The sequence below is a fragment of the Achromobacter mucicolens genome, from assembly GCF_902859725.1.
Taxonomy (GTDB): Bacteria; Pseudomonadota; Gammaproteobacteria; order Burkholderiales; family Burkholderiaceae_B; genus Achromobacter; species Achromobacter mucicolens.
Map to the genome: position 1 here is coordinate 24,496 of NZ_CADIJP010000006.1, position 15,486 is coordinate 39,981.

The 15,486-nt window shown below is 63.0% G+C and carries 18 protein-coding genes; 8 read left to right on the plus strand and 10 right to left on the minus strand.

Annotation, left to right across the window (positions count from 1 at the left end):
- Window positions 1-81: 81 nt before the first annotated feature.
- Window positions 82-1,632 (minus strand): PAS domain-containing sensor histidine kinase, encoded by a 1,551-nt coding sequence (locus tag HV786_RS08740; protein WP_128828764.1) that lies wholly within the window; start codon window positions 1,630-1,632, stop codon window positions 82-84.
- Window positions 1,633-1,799: 167 nt separating this feature from the next.
- Here HV786_RS08740 and galU point away from each other — a divergent pair, with 167 nt between their 5' ends.
- From galU to HV786_RS08760, 3 genes are all read left to right on the plus strand, one after another.
- A complete protein-coding gene (gene galU / locus HV786_RS08745; protein WP_128828765.1) occupies window positions 1,800-2,633 on the plus strand; it encodes a UTP--glucose-1-phosphate uridylyltransferase GalU in 834 nt (277 codons plus the stop codon).
- Between the two features lie 129 nt (window positions 2,634-2,762).
- Window positions 2,763-2,921 carry a hypothetical protein gene (locus HV786_RS08750; RefSeq protein WP_158216702.1) on the plus strand — a complete coding sequence of 53 codons (159 nt, stop codon included), beginning with the start codon at window positions 2,763-2,765 and terminating at the stop codon, window positions 2,919-2,921.
- 207 nt (window positions 2,922-3,128) lie between these two features.
- Window positions 3,129-3,353, plus strand: coding sequence for a hypothetical protein (locus tag HV786_RS08760; RefSeq protein WP_128828766.1), 225 nt, complete (start codon window positions 3,129-3,131; stop codon window positions 3,351-3,353).
- 11 nt (window positions 3,354-3,364) lie between these two features.
- Here the strand turns inward: HV786_RS08760 and HV786_RS08765 are convergent, their stop codons facing one another.
- Together HV786_RS08765 and HV786_RS08770 are read right to left on the minus strand one after the other, a co-directional pair.
- Entirely contained in the window at window positions 3,365-3,511 is a 147-nt protein-coding gene (locus tag HV786_RS08765; RefSeq protein WP_158216703.1) for a hypothetical protein, read from the minus strand.
- A 228-nt stretch (window positions 3,512-3,739) separates the two neighbouring features.
- A complete protein-coding gene (locus HV786_RS08770) occupies window positions 3,740-4,303 on the minus strand; it encodes a DUF4142 domain-containing protein (RefSeq protein WP_128828767.1) in 564 nt (187 codons plus the stop codon).
- Window positions 4,304-4,722: 419 nt separating this feature from the next.
- Here HV786_RS08770 and HV786_RS08775 point away from each other — a divergent pair, with 419 nt between their 5' ends.
- From HV786_RS08775 to hdeA, 4 genes are all read left to right on the plus strand, one after another.
- Window positions 4,723-4,947: a CrpP-related protein gene (locus HV786_RS08775; protein WP_128828768.1), complete on the plus strand. Its 225-nt coding sequence runs from the start codon at window positions 4,723-4,725 to the stop codon at window positions 4,945-4,947.
- Between the two features lie 208 nt (window positions 4,948-5,155).
- Window positions 5,156-5,410 carry a hypothetical protein gene (locus HV786_RS08780; RefSeq protein WP_128828769.1) on the plus strand — a complete coding sequence of 85 codons (255 nt, stop codon included), beginning with the start codon at window positions 5,156-5,158 and terminating at the stop codon, window positions 5,408-5,410.
- Between the two features lie 326 nt (window positions 5,411-5,736).
- Window positions 5,737-6,579, plus strand: coding sequence for a ZIP family metal transporter (locus HV786_RS08785; protein WP_254599467.1), 843 nt, complete (start codon window positions 5,737-5,739; stop codon window positions 6,577-6,579).
- A gap of 169 nt (window positions 6,580-6,748) precedes the next feature.
- Entirely contained in the window at window positions 6,749-7,048 is a 300-nt protein-coding gene (gene hdeA, locus HV786_RS08790; protein WP_128828770.1) for an acid-activated periplasmic chaperone HdeA, read from the plus strand.
- Between the two features lie 134 nt (window positions 7,049-7,182).
- On the opposite strand, the gene HV786_RS08795 is transcribed toward hdeA, so the two are convergent.
- Window positions 7,183-8,268, minus strand: a complete 1,086-nt coding sequence (locus HV786_RS08795; protein WP_128828771.1) for a calcium:cation antiporter — start codon at window positions 8,266-8,268, stop codon at window positions 7,183-7,185.
- 130 nt (window positions 8,269-8,398) lie between these two features.
- Here HV786_RS08795 and HV786_RS08800 point away from each other — a divergent pair, with 130 nt between their 5' ends.
- Window positions 8,399-8,869 carry a low affinity iron permease family protein gene (locus tag HV786_RS08800; protein ID WP_128828772.1) on the plus strand — a complete coding sequence of 157 codons (471 nt, stop codon included), beginning with the start codon at window positions 8,399-8,401 and terminating at the stop codon, window positions 8,867-8,869.
- An 83-nt stretch (window positions 8,870-8,952) separates the two neighbouring features.
- Here the strand turns inward: HV786_RS08800 and HV786_RS08805 are convergent, their stop codons facing one another.
- The 6 genes from HV786_RS08805 to HV786_RS08830 all read right to left on the minus strand — a co-directional run bounded on the left by HV786_RS08805 (window position 8,953) and on the right by HV786_RS08830 (window position 15,472).
- A complete protein-coding gene (locus HV786_RS08805) occupies window positions 8,953-9,498 on the minus strand; it encodes a hypothetical protein (RefSeq protein ID WP_128828773.1) in 546 nt (181 codons plus the stop codon).
- Window positions 9,473-9,865: a phage holin family protein gene (locus tag HV786_RS08810; protein WP_128828774.1), complete on the minus strand. Its 393-nt coding sequence runs from the start codon at window positions 9,863-9,865 to the stop codon at window positions 9,473-9,475. Before HV786_RS08810 ends, HV786_RS08805 begins: the two co-directional genes overlap by 26 nt.
- Window positions 9,866-9,925: 60 nt before the next feature.
- Window positions 9,926-11,614 (minus strand): ATP-binding protein, encoded by a 1,689-nt coding sequence (locus HV786_RS08815; RefSeq protein WP_128828775.1) that lies wholly within the window; start codon window positions 11,612-11,614, stop codon window positions 9,926-9,928.
- Window positions 11,601-13,121, minus strand: a complete 1,521-nt coding sequence (locus HV786_RS08820) for an ATPase domain-containing protein (RefSeq protein ID WP_128828776.1) — start codon at window positions 13,119-13,121, stop codon at window positions 11,601-11,603. The genes HV786_RS08815 and HV786_RS08820 overlap by 14 nt, the downstream gene beginning before the upstream one ends.
- 241 nt (window positions 13,122-13,362) lie before the next feature.
- Window positions 13,363-14,415: an Ig domain-containing protein gene (locus HV786_RS08825; protein ID WP_175210562.1), complete on the minus strand. Its 1,053-nt coding sequence runs from the start codon at window positions 14,413-14,415 to the stop codon at window positions 13,363-13,365.
- A 283-nt stretch (window positions 14,416-14,698) separates the two neighbouring features.
- The gene (locus tag HV786_RS08830) at window positions 14,699-15,472 is read right to left on the minus strand and encodes a response regulator transcription factor (RefSeq protein WP_128828778.1); all 774 of its coding nucleotides are present in this window, start codon (window positions 15,470-15,472) and stop codon (window positions 14,699-14,701) included.
- Window positions 15,473-15,486 lie beyond the last annotated feature (14 nt).

Here is a 15,486-nt window from a genome sequence, read left to right on the forward strand (position 1 = left end):
TATGGCGGATATCCGCAGCAATCCGTGTGCCCAGCCGTAGCGACGATTGAGACCCCTGAATCCCCTGGCGCCCCCCGGCGCTCAGGGCATCGTATGCGCGTCCTCGGTCAGCACCTGCATCAAGGTTTCGACCGAATAAGGCTTCTGCATGACCGGAAAGCCCAGCGCCCGAGGGCCCGCCATCGCCTCGCTGTAACCACTGGCCAGCACGATCCGGATGCCGGGCCAGCGCTCCCGGATCCGATAGGCCAGATCCATGCCGTTCATGCCGGGCAGCACCAGATCAAGAATGGCCAGGTCGAACCCCCCATCGCGCTGTTCAAGTTCCTTCAGGGCTTTTTCGGCGTCAACGGTCCAGGTGAGCTGTTGTCCCAGCTCTTCCAGCCATGCCGATACCACTTCACCGACCATGCGGTTGTCTTCAACGAGCAGCACTTCGCGGCGCACCGGCACGTTGGCCATCTCACCGGAGACGGGCGATCCGGCCGTGGCGCCCGACGCCTTCGCGGCCGGCAGGTAAAGCGTGAACGTCGTGCCCGCGCCCACCGTGCTGTCGACGGTAACGTCGCCACCCGATTGCCGGACAAAGCCTTGCACCTGACTCAGCCCCAACCCGGAGTTTTCATGCTGACCCTTGGTCGTGAAAAAGGGTTCGAAGACATGCGCCAGCACCTGCGGCTCGATCCCCGCGCCGGAATCCTGCACCGATAGCGCCACTTGCGGCCCATTGAGCTTTGCCAAGCCGCCCAGCGTCGCGGTGTCGGGCACGATCTGGGCCGATATCTTCAATTGGCCGCCCGAGGGCATCGCGTCGCGCGCATTGATGACCAGGTTGAGCAACGCCGACTCAAGCTGGGTGGGATCGGCGAAGATCGTACAGTCGCCTGGCCCGAACTCGTAGCTGACCGCAACGGACGACCCCACCGTGGTTTCGAAGAGCTGCCGCATGGAAGCCAGGCTGTCGCGCACGTCGAACGCGTGCGGCTGCAGCGGCTGCCGCTTGGCGTAGGCAAGCAGCTGGCGGGTAAGCTGGGCGGCTTTTTCCGTCGTGTCGATGATGATGCCCACATAACGCATCAGCGAAGCAGGCAAGTCGGGATAGCGCTTGATGAATTCCGCGGAGAACCGGATCGCCGTCAGAAAATTGTTGAAGTCATGCGCCACGCCGCCCGTCAGCCGGCCAATGGCCTCGTTGCGCTGGGCATGGTGCATCGAATCGCGGGCTTCCTGGAGCTGCTCGTGCCGCTCTTTTTGCTCGGTGATGTCGCGCGTGATCTTCGCGAAGCCGACCAGTTCGCCGCGATCATCAACGACCGGGTCGATCACCACGCTGCACCAGAACCTGCTGCCGTCCTTGCGCACGCGCCAGCCCTCGGCCTCGAAGCGCCCCTCGCGCCGTGCCGTCTCCAGCGCGCGCCGCGGCACCTCGGCCTGCTGATCCTCCGGCGTGTAAAAAACGGAGAAATGCTGCCCGATGATCTCGTCCGCGCCATAGCCCTTGAAACGTTCAGCGCCCGGATTCCAGCTGCTGACGCGGCCATTGGCGTCCAGAAGGTAGATGGCGTAATCCATTACAGCCCCTACCAGCAGACGATAGCGATCCTCGGACGGAAAATCCGGTAAAGAAGTCATGCAATGTCCCCACCTGCGTGTCTATTCATGCTCAAGCCCCGTCAGCAAACGGCGTGCCATCCTGAAAATTCTGTTACAGCCGCCGGCCCGCGGGCACAAAATTTGCTCTAACAGCGATCAGTAGGCGGCCCATCCCTGGCGCCGTCCGGGCACAGAGGGCCTTAGCAATGCAACCCATCCGTAAAGCTGTATTTCCCGTCGCGGGCCTCGGCACGCGGTTTCTTCCTGCCACCAAGGCCATGCCCAAGGAGATGCTTCCCATCGTCGACCGGCCGCTGATCCAGTATGCCGTCGAAGAAGCGGTCGCCGCGGGCATCACGGAACTGATTTTCGTCACCGGCCGAAACAAGCGCGCCATCGAGGATCATTTCGACCGCGTGCCAGAACTGGAATACGACCTGGAAGCAAAAAACAAGAACGCCCTGCTGGAAACCGTCCGCAACGTCATTCCGGACAACGTCAAATGCGTGTACACCCGCCAGCCGGCTGCCCTGGGGCTGGGCCATGCGGTGCTCTGCGCGGCGACCATTGTAGGCAACGAACCGTTTGCCGTGCTGCTGGCGGACGACATGATAGACGCGGATGCCCCTGTCATTGGCGAAATGATGAAGGTGGCCCGGGAGTTCGACGGCAGCGTCCTGGCGATCCAGCAGGTGCCCAAAGCCAACACCCACCAATACGGCATTGTGTCCGGCAGCCGCAAGGCGCACGGCGTCATGAGCCTGACCGGCATCGTGGAAAAGCCCAAGCCCGAAGACGCGCCGACCGACCTGGCGGTCGTCGGGCGCTACATCCTGGAGCCCGAAATCTTCGCGCTGCTAGAGAGCACCCAGGCGGGCGTGGGCGGCGAAATCCAGCTGACCGACGGCATCGCCGCCCTGCTCAAGGCCCATAACGTCTTCGGCTTCGAATACGAGGGCGTGCGCTACGACTGCGGCAGCAAGGAAGGCTTCTATCGCGCCACGATGGAAATTGGGCGCAAGTATCACAACCTGGGTTGATGCCTCGTCCGCCCACGGGGGACGTCAATCAGAAGGCAGATCGACGGCCTGGCCCGCGCCATTCGCAAACGGGGCGCCGACGCGCCCCTGTGCTGCACCAGTCAGCAATTTGCCCAGCTGGACGCGGTGGTGCAGGAAGCCGCCAGCGGCGGCGGCTTCACGCCCGGCGAACGGGTGGCGGTGGATCTGATCCGCTGGTCCTGGCACGAAGTCACGCGGGAACTGGATGCCCTGTGCGACACCGTGCAGCCTGCCGCGCAACAGCCCCCATCCCAGGCCGGGGCCTGAAGCGCGTCACGCGTCATGGCGTGAGCACCACCTTGATGCATTGATCCTCCTTGTCGTGGAAGGTCTTGTACATATCGGGTCCGGCCTCGAGCTTTGCGCGGTGCGTGATGACACCCGACCGCTCACTCGACATCCATGCTGCGATGCGTATTGACCGTGCATAGTCGACATGCACCAATAGCCCGACAGTGTGAACAGGAGGCAGAAATGTCAAACCCAACATACAAGCGAGTCATGGAAGTCGTTGCCGCTGCTGCCGACGGTAGCACTTACCGCATCGACAGATATTCCTCGCAGCCAATGGGCGATGAAATGCCCCGCGCCTACTGCTGCCTTCCCGACGGCCAGCTCGTGACCTGGGAAGGCGATGGACACTACAAACTTCCGGATGGCACCGTCGTCACCATGGTGGCGTCCAGGTTGTGCCAGTGAGTCCGGCGCCGCTACATCCCGCGGATCAATACGCCGACCAGGAACAGGACGGCAACCGCGCCTATCCAGAAGGCGAGCATCAGCCAGGGTCCGCGGCCGGTCTTGGCCCCGCGCCGCGCGGGCCGGCCGCGCGAAGGTGACTCGTCTGCTGGCTTCATGATGGCTCTCCAGGGCGCCCATTTCAGCGCATAGTACGAATTACGGCCCTGCACGCGCAAGGGGTGCGCGGGGTCCGTCATCGCCGTCGTGGCGCATCGATTGAAAAGCGGGCCTTGCCCAGCCCCTGTACCGCAAGGCGCATGCCGGTGAGCCCTGGTGCAACGAGTGGCGGGCAGGCCCTCTTGAACGGCCCGGCGCCGGTTCTGGCGCCGGCGCACGCGCGTGCGCTACTTCTTGGCGGACACGCTTTGCTGCAACGTCTTGGCGGCCTGCAGATGCTGCTGGAGACTGGGCAGCGTTTCGATCGCAAATTGCTTGACCTCGGGATCCTTCACTTCCTTCGAGGCCTTTTCGAACAGCTTGACGGCGTCCTCGTGCGCGTCCACGCCGATCTCGTCGGCGTAAGCCTTGTCGAATCCTTCCTTGCGCAGGCCCAGCGCCTTGAGCTTGGCCGACTGCATCATCGACGGATCCTTGGGCGCCTCGAAGCCCTTGCTCTTGGCCAACGCTTCCAGCTTCTGCCCCACCTTGGTGTGATCGTCGATCATCATCTGCGCGAACTTCTTGACCTCGGCGTTCTGCGACTTTTCCAGCGCCATCTTGCTGCCGGCAATCTCGAGATGGCCAGACTCGGCCGCGTCGGTCAGAAAGCCACGGGCCTCGCTGTCCAGCTTGTTCGTTGCGGCGGGCACCTGCCCGCCAGGGGCGGCGGGCGTCTGCGCAAGCGCAACCGAACCCATGCTGAGGACAATTGCAGCGCCAAGCCCTGCCTTCAAAAGACGGTTTTTCATTCGGACCTCCAGTAGGAATAGCGTCGCCGGATGACGGCGCGTTGCCGTCTGACGAACAACCAAGCTTCAGCAAACGTCATGCCCGGAGGGGTGCCCGGATGGCGTCGCCTAGCGCGTTTGCGTTGGTGGCACACGAGCGCAACACGGGAACGTTAGTTGCGGACTCTGGGGCGTCGCAGCGACGCGGTCATCGGGTTCTGGTTGGGGAGCCTGGTGGCTGGCACGGCCTCGCCTCGTCGCTGTGACCTTGCTTTTCGCTTGGATGGAGCGCATTCGGCCCACAAGGCTCGGCACTTTTTTGCGGCTCAACGCGCGGTTTTACGGCGATGTAACACAGAAACGCGAAGTTACACGCGCTGCGTTGCACGACGGTTTTGCGCTGGGCAAACTAAGCGCTCGCATCTTTTGGGAGAGTTGCCATGCAAGTGGATATCCAGAAGCTGGGAGCAGACGCCGCGCGCCAGGGGTTGACCCTATTGGATTGCCCCTACCTTCGCACCGCAGCCATGCCTGCGCAGACCGGCGAATCCGTCAATGAATGGCGCAGCCGCGTCGAGATGTGGAAAGCCGGCTGGAAAGACGGCGTCAAATCTCGGGCAGTGAGCCGCACGCCTTCATCCCCCTTCATGAGCATACGCAGGTAGCATCGCCCTGCTTTGCGCGCCACGCCGGGCCCTGGACTACGTCCAGGGCCCGCTTCATTTGGCTAGGCCGAGAGGCCATTCAGCAGGTGCAAATAGCCCTGAGCGGTTGGTCGAGAATTCTTGCACTTTGTTGCACCGCATGGGGAGCCGATTTTGGAAAATCCCGGGGCACAACGATTTCTATCCACACCACTCTCTGGAGCGCACGATGAATACTGAACAAGGTATTTGCGTAGATGGATTCAAAGTCCACTGCGACGTCATTGAGTTGCCCAGCGGCAAATACCGGTTGGACGTCACGACCCGGCGTGACGGCGACCTTGATGACCAGCAAGCTGTCTGGCCCATTCCGAGCGGCAAGCTGTTTTCGGCCCAGCATGAAGCCGAGCGGCACGCGAAGTGGATTCTCAAGGGCATCCGGCGCGTCGACCCCAGCGGCACGCCGCAGTTCTGCCTCACCTGACGCGCAACGCACGCGCAGTCCCCTGGAGCGCCTTCGGGCGCTCTTTTCATGGGCCGTACCGGCCCCTCGGGCACGCGCATTGCTGTGGCTCCACCGCCACATCCGGCCGGCAGCGTCGTGAACGACGCTGCCGGCCTTCACACTGGGGAGCATCCATGGATCGGCCACGCCACCGCACACAAGCGGATTCACCGCTGACGGTCTCTGCGCTTGCAAGTCTTGCGGCAGCGCGCGGTCTCTTTTCGGGACCGTATTAAGTGCCCCGCCAGACCTCCCCAGCCGGCCAGGCGCTGCCGGACCCGCGGACCTCGATGCTGAGGGGTTTGATGGGAACGGGTCTGCTCGTCGCGTGCGGGCTGGGCGTGTTCGCGTTATGGCGATACCTGGACGCCGCCCATCCCGCTGTTGGCGCCGCCTTGTTGGGCGGCTTGCTCGCGGCGGGCGCGACCGCGCTGGGCGCGTTGCCGGTCGCGTTCTCGCAACGCGTGCCCGAGCGGGTGCAGGACACCCTGCTGGGATTCGGCGCGGGCATCATGCTGGCCGCCTGCGCGTTCTCGTTGATCATGCCGGGCCTGGACGCGGCCCGGCAACTCGGGAGCGGCCCCTGGGGCGCGGGTCTGACCATCGCAGGGGCGATCCTGCTCGGGGCACTGGCGCTGCTGCTCTTGGACCGCGTGCTGCCCCACGAGCATTTCATCAAGGGCAAGGAAGGCAAGCCCGCACGCAACCTGCGCCGCACCTGGCTGTTTGTCTTCGTCATCACGCTGCACAACTTTCCGGAAGGCCTGGCGATCGGCGTCGGCTATGCCGGCGCCGATCCCGTGCAGGCGGGTTCGCTCGCCATGGGCATTTCGATCCAGGACGTTCCCGAGGGACTGGTGGTGGCCATTGCCCTGCTCGCCGCGGGCTATCGGCGCGCATTCGCCGTTGGTTTCGGGATGGCGTCGGGGCTGGTGGAACCGCTGGGCGCCGTGCTTGGCGCTGCCATCGTGGGCTGGTCGGCCTCGCTCTTGCCCTGGGGATTGGGCTTTGCGGCTGGAGCCATGCTGTTCGTCATCAGCCACGAAATCATTCCCGAGACCCATCGAAAAGGCCACGAGGTTCCCGCGACCTGCGGCCTCATGCTGGGATTCGTGCTCATGATGCTGCTGGACACGGCGCTGCAATGACGTCGCCCGGCGTTGCGGTGTCACCGGTATAAGCGGATCCCTCTCCGCCTTTGGATGCCGGCCGCGTTGACGACGCCCATCCGATTTCAGTAATGTGAATCGGTGAGCCTGCCGGCTCACTTTTCCCTGTAAGCCATTCCATCTGCAAGCCAACCCCAGGAGCTCGAACATGAAGAAGCACCTACTGATGATTGGTCTCATTGGCTCGCTGACCTTTTCGGTCATCGGCCAGGCAGCTGATGCGAAAAAGCCTCTCGGCATGTGGCAATGCCAGGACTTCCTCGACGTCCAAGAGAGCTTCCGTCCCGTCGTCGTCAGCTATGCAGAAGCGCTGAACAACAAAGGCAAACCCGAAGAGGCTGTAGTCGACGTAGAGGGCATCAGCACCCGCACGCCGATGCTGGTCAAGCAATGCAACGAAAACCCCAAGCTCATGCTGCGCGACGCCTTGGCGGGTCTGAAGAAGTAAATGTCTCGACGCCCCTGAGGCTCAGGCTTCGGGGGCCTGCCTTAGCGCTCCTCTTCCCCGCAGCCTCTGGCGCGCAATTGCCCCGATTCGATTCAGGCGCTTGCCGCGAATGGTCGCGGTTGGGGGACTCTGCCCTATAACCCCAGCGACAGCAGCATCAGGAACGCGCCAAACAGCACAAAGTGCGTAAGGCCCTCGATGGCGTTCGTCTGCCCGTCGTTCAGGTTGATGGCCGCGACAACCAACGTGACCAGCATCATCAGCGTCTGCAGCGGCGTCATCGCCATGTTGATCCGCTGACCGGTGATCAAGGCCATCGCCTCCATCGCCGGCACGGTCAGGATCACGGTGGACAGGGACGCGCCCAGCGCAATATTGACCACCGACTGCATGCGGTTGGCCAGCGCCGCGCGAAACGCCGTCAACATCTCGGGCGCCGCCGAGATGCCCGCCACGACCAGCGCGATCAGGCCGACGGGCACGTCCATCCCTTTCAGGCCTCGGTTCAGCGAATGCGACATCAGCTCGGCCAGCGCACCCACCGCCACAATGCCGATCGCCATCACCGCGGCCGACTGGCGCCAATTGGGCTGCGCGCCCGCCGGCGCGGGCTTTCGCGTCTTCTTGTCGGGATAGCTATAGCTGAAGAAATAGCTGTGGGGCCCGGTCTGCATGCGCACGAACACGCCGTACATCAGCAGCATCGACACCACCGTGAAGGCGCTGTAGGCCCGCCAGCTTGGCTGCGGAACGAACTCGGGGATGATCATCGACACCGTGACGGCGGTCAGGATCATTACGCTGTACGTACGCGCCGAATCGTCGTTGTAGGCCTGCTCGCCGTGCTTGAAGCCCCCGATCAGCGCGGCCACGCCAAGGATCCCGTTGATGTCCAGCATCACCGCCGAATAGATGCTGTCGCGCACCAGCGTCGGCGAGCCCGCCTTGGCCGACACGATCACCAGCACGATCACTTCGACCAGCACCGCCGACAGGGTCAGGATCATGCTGCCGTATGGGTCGCCCAGCTTCTGCGCGATTCGTTCCGCATGCCGCGCAACACTGAGCGACGCGGCAAGAATCGCGGCGATCAGCACGACCGTTTCAACAAGGCTGCCGGCTTGACCTAGCCCTTCCAGATGCGGCTCAACCAAGAGCCCCGCGACCGCAAGCCCGCAGGCCAGCAGCAGGAACATTTCAGACTGCAGTAGGGATTTCATTGCAATGTGATGGGCGAAAAACACCGTGAGCCTAGCACGCGCCATGCCGCGTGGAACGCAAGCATTCGGGCATGAGGCTTGCTGTCAGATTTTCCGTCACGCAGGTCCGTGCGTGTAGGGATGGAGCGCCATGCCGAAGAGAAATGCAGCAAGGCGGCGAGCAAAGTGCGAGCCGAAAGCTCGGCCTCATAAGGCCGGAAAAGTGAATCCGATCTCCCACTTTTTTGACCGCTTCGCATCGCACGTCACCAAGAGAGCGGGATCGCCTGTCGCGTTCGGCATCGCGCTGATCGCGGTGGTCGTGTGGGCGTTCTCAGGCCCCGCCTTCGGCTATTCCGAGACGTGGCAGCTTGTCATCAACACCGGCACCACCATCATCACGTTTCTCATGGTCTTCCTGATTCAGCAAAGCCAGAACAAGGACAGCGAGGCGCTGCACCTGAAGCTGGACGAACTGCTGATTGCAGTGAAAGGCGCCGACGAACAGCTGGTCGACGCTGAACGACTGGACGAGGAAAAGCTGCTTGCCTTGGCGTCCGCGCTGACAAGCCGGGCGCGGAAACAGCATCGGCAACGCGCGCGGAGTCGCCGCCGACAATGAAGGGGTGCGGGTCCGGGGCTCGCTTGGACCCGCGACGGTCCGCCCGTGCAACAAGCGCGGGCGCGTCTCGCGTTTGCCTTCCGCTAAGGAATCGATGAAACGTCCCGGCCCGCAGGCGCGGCCGGCACGGGAGGGGTCTGGCGGGTTCGCGGAGTGGGCGGAATGGTCTGCATGACGTGAGTCTGCTGGACGTGCTGGGCGGGCTGACCTTGCTGCACACGCAATTTGCGCAGCCGCGCCACCTGAAGATCCAGAAGCGCCCGAAGCCGCTCGATCTCCGCGTCGTCGGCCGACCTGGCGGCAGCGGCGCGCACGTCCGCCATCATCTTCTCCAACCGGGCCAATTCCGGATCCGACATCGGATCGCTGACGCGCCGTACCTGCATGCGGCCCATCAGTTCGGCAACCCGGTCGCGCATGGCCACCGCCGCCATGGCGCGCAGCGGCTGGCGCAAAAAGCGGGGCCAACCCAGCGTCGCACCAGCGGCCAGCGCGGCCGTGCGGGCCCACGCTCCGCCGGCCCTGTTCAGCGGTACGCGTCGCGGCATGGGAACATCGAGCGCCTGGCGGTCGCGCTCCATCTTGGCCAGCAGGGCCTCTTTATCAGCCAGTGTGGTCGTCTTGGGCATAATGGCTCCGTGCAGCAGCGGTATCCAGGCGCACCTGATGACTCAGTTCCGCGAAGGGCGACGCTTTCGGCGCGCTCCGTGTCGAGATGGCCAGCGAAATCAGCGTGATCAGCAGCCAGGCGCCGGCCACCAGCCACGCGGCCAGCTTGCGATGCTCGGTATCCCAAAAGCTCACAATGGCAGCCACCGAGACAAAACCCAGCGTGCCCAAACCGCAAAACACGAGGGCCACGCTGCTGATCACGGTCGCAACCAGCGCCGACCGGTACAGGGACAACTCGATCCCCACCAACTCCACATAGTCCCCCGAGCGTTCGGCGGCAAAGGCCGCGATGCGGCGCAATCTACGCAATCGTTCTGCAATCATGGCGTCTCCTTGGCGCGTGGCAAGGCCCGCGCAGCAATTGCCATTCCCGCGCCAGAACGCCTACGGCCTCCCCGACGCGCGCCCGCCAGTCAAGCGGATCAACAGGCCCGCCAGCTGCTCGAGCCGGTAAGGCTTGGGCAGAAGCGGAATGCCTTCCTGCCCGGCCTTTTTAACTTCCTCGCCCATGAACCCGGTCATCAGCGCCACCGGCAGTCCCGGGTTCCGGATACGCACTTCCCGAGCCAATTGGATGCCGTTCTTGCCACCCGGCATCATGGCATCCGTCAACATGACGTCCACGCGCCCATCGCCGTTCAGCACTTCCAACGCCTCGGCGGCGCTGGAAGCGGGCGTGACCGCATAACCCAGCTCCTGCAGCATGCTGGCCGTCAGTGCGGCGACTTCGGCGTCATCTTCAACCAGCAAGACATTCAACATCGAGGCGCGTTCCCGAACCGCACGCACATCGGCCGGGCGGCCACGCGTGGCGGCTTGTTTTGCCGACCGAGGCAGACACACCGAAACGGTGGTGCCCATGTCCGGCTGTGTGGAAAGCTCGATGGCGCCGCCCGACTGCTTGGCAAAACCATACGCTTGCGGCAGCCCCAGGCCCGATCCCTTGCCGACATCCTTGGTGGTGAAGAATGGCTCGAACACGCGCGCCGCCACCTCTTCGGTCATGCCCGTGCCGGTGTCCGTCACGCGCAACGCAACGTGGTCGACCGTCAACTCGCCCTGCCCCGGCGCAGCCACGTTCTCGGTCCGGATTTCGATCACACCGCCGTTGGCCATGGCATCGCGCGCATTGACCGCCAGGTTCAGGATGACGAGTTCAAGCTCGCCGGGATCGACCTCCACCGGCCACAGGCCATCGGCCAACGCCAGCGAAACGACGATGTCGCCGCGCAAGCTGCGCTCCAGCATGTCGAGCATGTTGCGAACGACCGTATTCAGGTCCACCACCTGCGGGCGCAAGGCCTGGCGGCGGGCAAACGTCAGCAACTGCCGCGACAACGAGGCGCCCCGGTCCACCGCCTGCCTCATCGACGCATACAGGCGTGTGCGCCGCGCATCGTCGATGGGACGCTGCAGCATTTGCAGCCCCCCTGAAATGACCATCAGCAGGTTATTGAAATCGTGGGCCACGCCCCCCGTCAGTTGTCCCAGCGCCTCAAGCTTCTGGGCCTGGCGCAGCGACTCTTCAATCCGGCTGCGCTCGAGCATCTGTTGCTGAAGTTCGGCATTGGCCATTTCCAGCTCCCGGGTCCGGCTTGCCACCATGGACTCGAGCGCCTGGGCCGCCTGCTTCTCGGCCGACAGCAAAGAACGGATCTCATACTGGCGCATCCTCGCGCGCGCCGCCGTCTGCACCATCGTCGTCAGGGCAAGGCTTTGGGTCGGCCGCTCCAGCAGCGACACGTTGCCCAGCAGCTCCGTCATCTTCTTGCGCCACCGCACGACGGGTCCGCTCTGCGACTTGCCGGTCAGCACGACAAACGGCAGCCCGGACCAGGCCGGCTGCACCCTCAGCCATTCGCTCACCAGATCCAGATTCTTGCCGAACAGCCCTTCCTCGGTGATGCATGCCGTCAGGGCGCCGGTTTCCGCCTGCATCAGCAGCTCTTCCGCGTCCTTGCACACGTAGGTCGAAAAGCCGGCACGCTGCAGCAGCCGCGCGCCCGCCGTGCCATCGCGACCGATCGGGGCATACACCAGAACACGCGCTTCGGCATCATCAGGACGAAGCATCGGGTACGCTCAATAGTCGCAGGTCTTCACCCGTGTACTGCGGGGTGCCCGAAAACAGTCCATGGAAGGCGGTCAAGGGCGGCCCCAGGGTAAGACCTGCCGACGACATGGTGAATTCGCGCATCACGTGTTCATGCGCGCCACTGCGTTTCTTGACGACCGAAATCGCACGACGGACGCGTCCGCCGTATTCGAAATAGCGCAACATGATGACCGTATCGCTGAGATAACTGATGTCCAGCGGCGTTTCCATCGGGCCCACCAGCCCATGCTCGGCAAGCACCATCACGGTTGTCACTCCCTGCTGGCCAAGGTAACTGAGCAGTTCGTGCATCTGCAGAATCAGAAACCGTCCGTCGGGCATGGCGTTCATATACCCGTTCAGGCTGTCGAAAATCACGATACGCGCCCCGCCCTGCTCGACAGCGCGCCGCACCAACACCGTAAATTCGCCCGGAGACATTTCGGCGGGGTCGATTTGCTTGAAGTTCAGCAATCCGGCATCCAGCGCGGTATCCAGTTCCATCCCAAGCGCGCGGGAACGCGCAAAAAATGTGGACCGCGATTCGTCAAACGCAAAAATCGCCGCATGCTCGCCTCGCTGCGTTGCGGATGCCGCGTACGTCGCCGCCAACGAGGACTTGCCCACGCCGGCCGCGCCAATCAACAGGGCGTTGGTGCCACGGTCCAGCCCGCCGCCCAGCAGGCTGTCCAGCTCCGCGTTGCCGCTGGGGGTGGGCGTCGGGTGAAACTCCTTGTGATGCTCGGCCGCGACGAGCCGCGGATAGACCTCCAGACCTCCCCGCTTGATCGTGAAGTCGTGATAACCGCCCCGAAAGTCCACGCCGCGCATTTTTAGAATGCGCAGCCGCCGCCGCTGCGAACCGAAATCGACGGCCACCTGCTCAAGGGCGATGACGCCGTGCGAGATGGAGTGCAGCTGCAGATCGTCCTCTTTGGCGGCCTGGTCGTCCAACAGAATCACGGTGCATTGGCGATTCGCGAAAAAGTGCTTCATTGCCAGGATCTGGCGGCGATAGCGTAGCGACCCCTGCGCCAGCAGTCGAAGTTCAGAAAGGCTGTCAACGACGACCCGCGACGGATTCAGCGATTCCACCTTGTCCAGAATGAGCCGCGTGGTTTCGGTCAGCTCCATCTCGGCGGGGTGCAAGACCGTGAGCTCCCGCTCGGGGTCCAGCACGTCTTCCGACACGATTTCCAGGATCTCGACGCCATCCAATGACCATCCATGGCGGTGCGCGACGAGGTTGAGCTCGGCCGGACTTTCGGACAGCGCGACATACAGCGCGCGATCGCCCTGGCGGACACCCTCCAGCAGAAACTGCATGCCCATGGTGGTCTTGCCAGTTCCAGGCCGTCCTTCGCAGAGATACATCCTGTTGGGATCCAAACCGCCGCCCAGAATATCGTCGATCCCGGGATTACCGGTCGAAATGCGAGGGTCAGGCTTGAAAGCCGCAGTCTGTTCGTCAATCGGTGCGCTCATGGCTTTCCCGCAAATACGAGTGAAGCACCAAGCATATCGCCATCGTCAAATGGGATCAGCCGCTCAGACGGAAAGAGATGTTACGTACTGAATCGCTGCGCCGGGCCAAAGGGGGTTGGGCAATAAAAGGAAAACCCAGGTCGCGGCGCCGCCGCGCAAGAGCGCAATGCGTCCCCAAAAAATAAAAACCCACCTTCCGGAATGCGGAAGGCGGGTTTTTATTTTTACTTAATACTTCGGCTTACTCGAATGAAATCTGAAGCTGGGGATTGATCTTCCATTCGAATCGGGCGCTTGCCTCGCCGCCACCGGCGTCTTGGGCAAGCACCACGTAACGGCCCTCTTGCGGAGTGGGCGGCACCAGACCGCGCAGCGTGCCGGTGGCCTCGTCAAACTTCAGGCCTTCCGGAAGTCGGGCAGGCGTCGTGCCGTCCTTATCGAAAAGCGCGTAGCGCACCGCGCCGCTACCGCCCGTGGCGTTCACCACCGGCAATGCCGTCGGCATCGTGGCGCCGGCCGTGAGTTCGATCGGGTTGGTCGAGATTTCGAGCGCGGGCGCCAGGTTGAAGTCCACCGGGATGGAAACGCGGGCGCCGCCTTCGTCGCTGATGGTGGCGGTCAGGCCTGCCATTTTTTCCAGAGACTTGGGCACCGCGCCGCTGACACGGCCGCTGCCGTCGAGCACCAAGCCGGACGGGATACGCATGGCGCTGCCATCAGCGTTTGAATAGGACACGGCGTAGTTGCCGGTGCCGCCGCTGACGTTGATGAACTTGACGGGGCTCTTGATGCGGCCGCCCGCCGTCGCTTGAATGGAACCGCCTTCGACATTCAAAGGCGGGTTGATGGTCAGTTGCACCGCCCGACTGGCCTTGCCGCCACCGCTGTCTTCGACCTGGATCAGGTAAGTCAGCGTCTTGGGGCTGGCGACGGAGGGTGCGGCGCCCGAGAGCGAGCCGTCGGATCCGAACACGAGGCCGGCGGGCAGTTCGGCGGGCTTGCCGCTGGTGTCGAGCAACCGGAAGTTCAAGGTGCCGGTTCCGCCGGAGGTACGCACGCGGATCAATTGGGAATTAAGCGTTGCGCCCGACGTGATGGACAGCCCCTTGTCGGGAGCAATAGCCGTGCCGCGGGACCGGGCAATTTCCTGACCGCCCGTGGACGTCGTGGAGGCCGCAGGCGTGCCCTTGACGGGCGCGGCGCGTTGCGAGATTTTGCCCACGGGCGGTTTGAAGTCTTCGGCAGCGATGGCTTGGCCTGGCTTGACTGCGATCAGTCCAACAGCGACTCCCAAGCACGCGAATCGGGAGATTATTTTTTTATTCATAACAGTCCTTGTCACTTAATCAACGATGCGCTCTGCGCGTTAAATATCACTCAACAGGCCGAGCGCAAAAACGCTCGGCCTGCGAGACCCAATAACCGCGTGCGCCTCAGACAAACTTGAAGCTCCGCCATGTCTCTTTGCATTTACATCGCAGAACCGCGCAAGGCTGCAGGCCACGATCAGCACTGACGTATCGGAAGACTGGGCGACACATTATTTCAAGAACAAGAGGCTGGAATGGAGAGTAAAACTACCCTTTTGCCAGCACATAATCGGGTTGCCCCTCGCTCGACTGCCAGTCAGTGCCAGGCTTTATCAGACCGATGAACAGCCGGGCCAACGCAATCGAAGAATTGATATTCAGCTTGGAATAAACACGCGCCTTGTGGTTGTCGACGGTTCGCACGGAGATGTGCAGATGCTCCGCGATTTCCTTGCTGGAATGCCCCGCAATCACGCCTTGAACGATCACAAGCTCACGCTGCGTCAGCAGCGCCTTTCGCGCTTCTTCCTGGTCTGCCCGGACGCGGTTCAGATGCGCGCTGCGGCTTAGGCGCAGCGCGAAGTGAATGGCATGGGAAAGGCGGCTGGAATTGAGCGGCTTGGCAAAGAAGTCCACCGCACCGCGCCGCATGGCTTCGACGGCGTCGCCGAATTCAGGCTCGGACTTGATGAAAATCATCGGCAGGGCGGCGTTTGCCTGGACCAGATCGCGCTCGACGGCTCTATATGCGGTCAATTTTCCAAAGTCCATGATCAGGCAGTCGCACTCGCCCTCGGAATAAATGGACAGGAAATCACGCACTGTCCGGCTCTGTATGACTTCGATGGAAAAATTGGCCAGAATCCGTCGCACTGCCCATTCCGATGACTCGTCCTCGTCGACGATGTAGGCCTTGGCGCCGATGGGAAATGGGTCCGCGTCAGTCGCCCGGACCGCAACCCCGCGTGTCCCAAAGAACGCGTCATGGATAAACCGAGGGTGGTACTGCCCCCAGTGCTGCGACTGTTCGGAATACGGCATCGTCTGTTATGGCA